Source organism: Betaproteobacteria bacterium, assembly GCA_016791345.1.
In the GTDB taxonomy this organism is placed as follows: Bacteria; Pseudomonadota; Gammaproteobacteria; order Burkholderiales; family JAEUMW01; genus JAEUMW01.
Genome location: JAEUMW010000450.1, coordinates 1 through 5027 on the forward strand (window position 1 = coordinate 1; position 5027 = coordinate 5027).

The following is a 5027-nucleotide window of genomic DNA, read 5'->3' on the forward strand; positions in this document are numbered from 1 at the left end:
TTCCGGTGCTGCTGGTGCCGACCCGGCCATGAACCGGCGTGCCATCCTCTGGTGGCTCCTCGGCGCCTGCACGGCGGCGCCGGCGTGGTCTGAAGAGACCATTCCCTACCGGGCGCCCGGCCAGGTTCCGTCCGGATATCCCGCGGACTACGCGAAGACGATTGCGGCAGCCGAGGAGGAGGGTGCTCTCGTCGTCTACTCCAACACCGATCTCGCCGTCGCGCGGCCGCTGGTCGAGGACTTCCAGTCGCTCTACCCGCGGATCGAGCTCGATTACCAAGACCTCAACGCCACTCAGCTGCACCACCGCTACCTTGCCGAAAACGGCCTCGGGCACGACTCCGCCGATGCCCTGTGGAGTTCGGCGATGGATCTGCAGATGAGCCTCGTGGAGAAGGGCTATGCGCAGACCTATGCCTCGCCCGAGCGGGCGGCGCTGCCGAGCTGGGCGGTCTGGCGCGACCAGGCCTTCGGCACCACCTTCGAGCCGGTGGTGATCGCGTACAACAGGCAGGCCGTTGCCGCGGCGGAAGTGCCGCAGGCGCACGAGGATCTCGCGCGCCTCCTGCAGGCTGGGGGCGATCGCTGGCGCGGCCGGGTGGTGAGTTACGACGTCGAGCGCTCGGGCCTCGGCTATCTGCTGGCAACGCAGGACGCAGCCGCGTCTGCGGCGTACTGGGATCTCGTGCGCGCGCTCGGTGTCGCCGGTACGCGCTTTCAGCTCACTACGGATGCCATGTTGCGGGCGCTCGCGCGTGGCAACGCCCACATCGCCCACAACGCGCTGGGTGCCTACGTGATGCGCGCGGCACGGGCGGACACCGCCATTGGCTACGTCCTGCCGCGCGATTACACGCTGGTGATGACGCGAACCGCCTTCATCAGCCGCCGGGCACAGCATCCGCATGCCGCGCGTCTCTGGCTGGACTACCTGCTGTCGCGCCGCGGTCAGCAACTGATCGCCGATCGCGCACAACTCTTCGCGCTGCGTGACGACGTGGCGGGTGCCACCACTGCGGCCGGCCTCATGCAGCTGGCGGGCGAGCGGTTGCGGCCGATTCCGCTCGATTCCGCACTCGCGCGCAGCCTCGACGAGCCGGCGCGCCACGATTTTCTGCGGCGCTGGCGGATGGCTCTTGGCAAGCGCTGAGCTTCACCGCGGCGTGAGCGCCGCGGCAGCGAGGCGGTGAGTCGCGTGCAGGGTTCAGTCGACGATGCCGCCCTGCGGCCGAGCGTCCTGCAGCTCTTCGTCGGCTTCTGCAAGATCGGCCTGTCCGGCTTCGGCGGCACCATGCCGTTCGCGCGCCGGGCGATCGTCGACGACCGGCGCTGGCTGTCGTCGGAGGAGTTCAGTGCACTGCTCGGGCTGAGCCAGTTCCTGCCGGGTGCGAACCTCAGCAATCTCGCCATCTGCGTGGGCTCGCGCTTCCGCGGTGCGCGCGGTGCCGCCGCCGCCTTCTTCGGGCTCATGTCGGGTCCGTTCTGCATCGTTCTCGTCCTCGGCGCGCTGTACGACCGTTACGGCGACATTCCGGTTGTGCAGTCGATGCTGCACGGCATCGCCGCGGCGGGCGCGGGGCTGATTCTCGCCATGGGCATCGAGATGGCTCGCGATCTGCGCGCACGACCCGAGCTCTTTGCCGTCACCGGTGCCGTTCTGGTCGCAATCGCCGTCCTGCGCTGGCCCCTTCTCGCGGTGCTTCTGTGCGCCGCCCCGGTGGGCGTCTGGCTCGGCTGGCGGCGGCTGCGGTGAACGTGCTGCTCGACATCGCGTTACGCCTCGGCGCGCTTTCGCTGGTGGCCTTTGGCGGGGTCAATGCGATGCTGCCGGAGATACATCGGCTCGCGGTCCAGGAGTCGCACTGGATGAACGACGCGACCTTCGCCCAACTCTTCGCGATCGCGCAGGCGGCACCGGGTCCGAATCTCCTCATCATCTGCCTGATCGGCTGGCACGTCGCCGGGCTGGCGGGTGCGCTCACTGCGACCGTTGCGTTCTGCGGCCCGTCGAGCGCGCTCGTCTTCTTCCTGGTGGGATTCTGGGATCGCTTTCGCGATGCGCCGTGGCGCCACGCAGTGCAGATCGGCATCGCGTCGATCTCGGTCGGTCTGGTACTCGCGAGCGGCAGCCTGCTGGCGATTGCGGCTGCGATGTCGTGGCGTTCGATCGTGATCACGGCAGCCACGGTCGTCATTCTCCTCCTCGTGCGGGTGCATCCGCTGTGGTTGATTGCCGCGGGTGCCGCACTCGGTCTCGCCGGCTTCTCTTGAGGTGCGTGCGAACCTCGGGCGCGTGCGTCTGCTACACTTCCCGCCTTCGCAGTGACGGGCAACGAGTTGAGTGATCGACACAGAATGGGTGGTCTTGCCGCGCGCCTCTGCGTGACTGCCGGCTCCTGCCGTGTTGCGGTCGATGTGTTCGAGGACACGGTACCGAGAATCGCGGCGGACTTCCTGCAGGGCGAGCGGCAATGACCGAGGCATCAGCGCCTGCCGCAGGGGCGGGCGTGACGCCGGGTGCAGCGCCGAAGCAGCTCGATCTCGCCGTGCGTGATGCCGGCAACGGGGCCTGGGTGCTCACGCTTGCCGGGCCGTGGACGAAGAGCGAACAACTGCCCGGCGTGGCGGACCTCGAGGGCCGCATGGGCGCGAGCGGTCCGATACGCCGCGTGGCGTTCGACAGCGCGGGCCTGAGCGGCTGGGACAGTGCCCTCATCGTCTTCATCGGTCGCGTGGAAGCGCTTGCCACACGCGCCGGTGCGCAGCTCGATATTTCCGGTCTGCCCCAAGGTGCGCAACGCGTGTTTCGTCTCGCACGCACGGTGCCGCCGCGGTCGGCGGCGGACGGCGCCCGGCGCGCCGGTGTGGTGGAGCGGGTTGGTCTGGCGGCCATCGGCTTTGCCGGGGCGGTGCGCGAAGTGTTTACGTTCGTGGGCGAGGTGGCGATCGCGCTGCTGCGTTTCGTGACCGGTCGGGCGCGCTTTCGCCGGGCAGACTTCGTGGCGAACTTCGCCGACTGCGGTCCCGGCGCGCTGCCCATCGTTTCGCTCATCAGCTTCCTCACCGGGATGATTCTCGCCTTCGTCGGCGCCATCCAGCTCACGGCCTTCGGCGCGCAGATCTTCGTCGCCAACCTGGTCGCCATCGCGATGGCAGTGGAGATGGGCGGACTCATGACCGGCATCATCATGGCCGGACGTGCAGGCGCGTCGTTCGCGGCACAGATCGGCACCATGCAGGTGAACGAGGAGATCGACGCGCTGCGCACCACCGGCCTTGCCCCGAGCGAATTCCTCGTGCTGCCGCGGATTCTCGCGCTGTTCGTCATGACGCCGCTGCTCGCGCTCTACGCGAACTTCCTCGGCATCATGGGCGGGGCACTCGTCGGCGTGACGCTGCTCGATCTGTCCTGGGAAGGCTATATCGCGCAGACGCGCAGTGCGCTCAGCCTGAGCATGTTTGCCAAGGGCCTGATCAAGGCCGCCGTGTTCGGCGTGCTCGTGGCGATGGCAGGGTGCCTGCGCGGCATGCAGTGCGGGCGCAGCGCCGAGGAGGTCGGACGCGTGACCACCTCAGCAGTGGTCACGAGCCTGGTGCTGATCGTGGTCGCCGATGCGATCATCACCGTGATCTACAACGCGATCGGATGGTAATGTCGACTGCCGCGTCCGCGCCGGTTGCGACTGACCACATCGTCGTGAACGAAGTCACGGTCGGTTACGGCGAGCGCGTGATCCAGAGCAATCTCGATTTCACCATCCGCCGCGGTGACATCTTCATCATCATGGGCGGCAGCGGGTGCGGCAAGAGCACGGTGATGCGCTCCCTCATCGGGCTCGTCCCACCCAAGAAGGGAAAGGTGATCGTCGATAGCGAAAGTCTGTGGGATCTCGACGAGAGCACCCGCCAGGATTTCATCCGCCGCTTCGGCGCGCTCTATCAGAGCGGCGCGCTGTGGAGCTCGATGACACTGGCGGAGAACGTCTCGCTCGCGCTCGAACAGTTCACGCGGCTGTCGGCCGCGGAAATCCGCGAGCTTGTAGAGCTCAAGCTCGCACTGGTCGGGCTTGCCGGCTTCGCAGACTTCTATCCTTCGGAGATCAGCGGCGGCATGCGCAAGCGCGCAGGCCTGGCACGTGCGATGGCGCTCGACCCCGAGGCGCTCTTCTTCGACGAACCATCCGCGGGGCTCGACCCGATCAGCTCACGACTGCTCGACGATCTCATCCTCGAACTGCGCGACAGTCTCGGCGCCACGGTCGTGATGGTCACGCACGAACTGCCGAGCATCTTCGCGATCGGCACCAATTCCGTGTTTCTCGATGCCGAGACGAAGACCATGATCGCGACCGGTGACCCGAAGGTCTTGCTCGCCGAGTGCGAGGATCCACGCGTTCGCCGTTTTCTCACGCGCGGTGAAGACAGCGGCAAGCCGACTGCGACGACGCGCCCGTCCATGGCACAATCGTAACCGTGAAAAGCAAAGCCACTCTCATCGGCGCCTTCATAATCGGTGCCATCGCGCTGGTCGCGTTCGCACTGATTTTCCTGACGCCGCTGTTGCGCGCCGGCCGTGCAACCCCGGTGATCTTCAATTTCGATGCAGGCGTCACCGGGCTCCAGCTCGGCGCGCCGATCACCTTTCGCGGCGTCAAGGTCGGCGAGGTGACCGGCATTCGCGCCGCATATGATCCGGCCAACAAGCAGTTCCTCTTTCCCGTCGAGGGCAGGCTGACCGAGCGTGTCGAGATCATCGGGCGACAGGAAAGGGGCATGACGGAGCAGCAGCTCGCCGCAGTGCGAAGCGAAGTCGTCGAGAGATTCGGGCTGCGGGCGCGCCTCGAAGTCATCAGCTTCGTGACCGGGCTGCAGCGCGTGCAGCTCGACTTCGAGCCGGGCACACAGATGGATCTTCACGAGAGTGCGCCGTCGGGGTGGTGGGAGATTCCGACCTTGCCCTCGCGCACGCAGGAGCTCGAGGAGTTCCTGACGGGACTGCCGGTTGGCGAGATCGTCAACGATCTGCG

The 5027-nt window shown here is 67.1% G+C and carries 6 protein-coding genes; all 6 read left to right on the plus strand.

All coding sequences use genetic code 11. From position 1 onward, the window contains the following. The first annotated feature begins 28 nt into the window (after positions 1 to 28). On the plus strand, positions 29 to 1150 hold the full coding sequence (locus JNK68_16885) for an ABC transporter substrate-binding protein (protein MBL8542020.1): 1122 nt from the start codon (positions 29 to 31) through the stop codon (positions 1148 to 1150). A 45-nt stretch (positions 1151 to 1195) separates the two neighbouring features. Next, a complete protein-coding gene (locus tag JNK68_16890; GenBank protein MBL8542021.1) occupies positions 1196 to 1753 on the plus strand; it encodes a chromate transporter in 558 nt (185 codons plus the stop codon). Then, positions 1750 to 2271, plus strand: coding sequence for a chromate transporter (locus JNK68_16895; protein MBL8542022.1), 522 nt, complete (start codon positions 1750 to 1752; stop codon positions 2269 to 2271). The genes JNK68_16890 and JNK68_16895 overlap by 4 nt, the downstream gene beginning before the upstream one ends. Positions 2272 to 2471: 200 nt before the next feature. Then, positions 2472 to 3653, plus strand: a complete 1182-nt coding sequence (locus JNK68_16900) for an ABC transporter permease (protein ID MBL8542023.1) — start codon at positions 2472 to 2474, stop codon at positions 3651 to 3653. Continuing rightward, the gene (locus JNK68_16905) at positions 3653 to 4471 is read left to right on the plus strand and encodes an ATP-binding cassette domain-containing protein (GenBank protein ID MBL8542024.1); all 819 of its coding nucleotides are present in this window, start codon (positions 3653 to 3655) and stop codon (positions 4469 to 4471) included. Before JNK68_16900 ends, JNK68_16905 begins: the two co-directional genes overlap by 1 nt. Positions 4472 to 4473: 2 nt before the next feature. Continuing rightward, positions 4474 to 5027 (plus strand): MCE family protein (locus JNK68_16910; GenBank protein ID MBL8542025.1); only part of this gene is annotated, 554 nt, incomplete at its 3' end.

Bases quoted from the DNA above. Each gene is read 5' to 3' on its own strand.
- JNK68_16885 (MBL8542020.1), top strand. From the start codon at position 29: ATGAACCGGCGTGCCATCCTCTGGTGGCTCCTCGGCGCCTGCACGGCG.
- JNK68_16900 (MBL8542023.1), top strand. From the start codon at position 2,472: ATGACCGAGGCATCAGCGCCTGCCGCAGGGGCGGGCGTGACGCCGGGT.
- JNK68_16905 (MBL8542024.1), top strand. From the start codon at position 3,653: ATGTCGACTGCCGCGTCCGCGCCGGTTGCGACTGACCACATCGTCGTG.